Origin of the sequence: uncultured Methylobacterium sp. (genome assembly GCF_964251405.1) — a bacterium.
Classification (GTDB): Bacteria; Pseudomonadota; Alphaproteobacteria; order Rhizobiales; family Beijerinckiaceae; genus Methylobacterium.
Genome location: NZ_CAXUJR010000015.1, coordinates 2,678 through 4,611 on the forward strand (window position 1 = coordinate 2,678; position 1,934 = coordinate 4,611).

General features: G+C 66.0%; 1 protein-coding gene and 1 pseudogene. Both read right to left on the reverse strand.

Translation table 11 applies throughout. The annotated features are described in order from the left end of the window. Positions 1-155, reverse strand: a pseudogene (locus ACFE7U_RS04655) (lipoprotein-releasing system transmembrane subunit LolC); the annotation flags it as partial. Positions 156-162: 7 nt separating this feature from the next. Then, positions 163-1,488: a proline--tRNA ligase gene (gene proS / locus ACFE7U_RS04660; protein ID WP_375408566.1), complete on the reverse strand. Its 1,326-nt coding sequence runs from the start codon at positions 1,486-1,488 to the stop codon at positions 163-165. Positions 1,489-1,934: the final 446 nt, after the last annotated feature.

The following is a 1,934-nucleotide window of genomic DNA, read 5'->3' on the forward strand; positions in this document are numbered from 1 at the left end:
ACCGAGAAGAAGGCCACCACGGAGACGCCGCCGCCGCGGCGGCGGGCGCGCAGGTAGCGGCCGGCAAGGATCCACTCGAACCCGGCGAAGGGCAGCGTACTTCCGCGCTTGAACGCCGTCGCGACGCGCTCCTTCACAGCATCAAAGCCCGCCATTCCGGGCTCAAACCCGCTTCAGGCGGGCGAGGAGATCGATCGGCGCCAGCGTCTCGCGCTCACCGCCGGACCGGCGCTTGACCTCGACCTTACCCTCGGCGAGCCCGCGCGGGCCGACAATGACCTGCCAGGGCAGGCCGATCAGGTCGGCGGTGGCGAACTTCGCGCCGGGGCGCTCGTCGCGGTCGTCGTAGAGCACGCTGAGACCGCCGGCTTCCAGGGTCGCCTGGATCTCGGCGCAGGCGGCGTCGGTGGCTGCGTCGCCGGTCTTGAGGTTGATCAGCGCCACGTCGAAGGGTGCCACCGCGTCGGGCCAGACGATGCCGGCCTCATCGTGGGACGCCTCGATGATCGCGGCGACGAGCCGACTCGGGCCGATCCCATAGGAGCCCATATGCACGGGCCTGTCGACGCCGTCCGGCCCCGTCACCTTGGCGCCCATCGCTTCCGAGTACTTGGTCCCGAAATAGAAGATGTGCCCGACCTCGATGCCGCGGGCCGCCATCCGGCGGTCCTCGCCCACCTCGGCGAATGCGGCCGGCTCGTGCATCTCGCTGGTCGCCGCGTAGAGCGAGGTCCACCGGTCGACGGTTCCCTGCAGTCCGGAGATGTCGTCGAAGTCGGTGGTCGCGGGCGGGATGTCGAAGTCGAGGTACTGGCTGTCGCAGAACACCTCGCTCTCGCCGGTGCCCGCGAGGATGATGAATTCGTGGCTGAGATCGCCGCCGATCGGTCCGGTATCGGCCCTCATCGGGATCGCCTTGAGGCCGAGGCCGGCGAAGGTGCGAAGATAGGCGACGAACATGCGGTTGTAGGCGTGGCGCGCACCGGCCTGGTCGACGTCGAAGGAATAGGCGTCCTTCATCAGGAACTCGCGCGACCGCATGGTGCCGAAGCGCGGCCGGACCTCGTCGCGGAACTTCCAGGAGATCTGGTAGAGGTTCTTGGGCAGGTCCTTGTAGGAGCGCACGCTGCCGCGGAAGATCTCCGTGACCACCTCCTCGGCGGTGGGGCCGTAGAGCATCTCGCGCTCATGGCGATCCTTGATGCGCAGCATCTCCTTGCCGTAGGCGTCGTAGCGGCCGGATTCGCGCCAGAGGTCCGCCGATTGCACGGTGGGCATCAGAAGCTCGATGGCGCCGGCCCGATCCTGCTCCGTCCGCACCACCGCACAGACCTTGTTCAGCACGCGCAGGCCGAGCGGCAGCCAGGCATAGATGCCGGCCGCCTCCTGGCGGATCAGGCCGGCGCGCAGCATCAGGCGGTGGGAGACGATCTCCGCTTCCTTGGGCGTCTCGCGCAAGGTCGGAAGGAAGTAGCGGGACAGACGCATGGACGGCCTTGAACGACGACGATCGTGACGGGTGGGGAGGGCGCCGGGGCACACAACACATTGCCTTGCGAAAACACAAGCGTAGACGGGCCACGGTCCCCGTTTGCGTCGTCGACCCCTCGTTCTCGGTGAGCGAAACCACCAGTGAGGTCGGATGAGAGCCCCGGCGGCGAAGACAGTTTGTCGCGTTCATGGCAGAAAAACGTGAAGTCTCGTCTCTCGAGGCGTGACAATGCGAACTCTTGTTCCTATAAGCGGCGCCGCGATGGTTGCGTTGCTGTCCAGAGGCAGCGCACGGTCCGAGTCTCGGGAGGAACATTCAGCCGCCGCGCCAGCAAGGCGTGAGATAATTTAGGCTGAAACGAGCGCTACGTCTTAAAAAGCAAGGCTTTTGCCTTGCTTTTTTTATGTTCGATCGGGTTTTCTCAGCGTCCGATCTGTCCTGC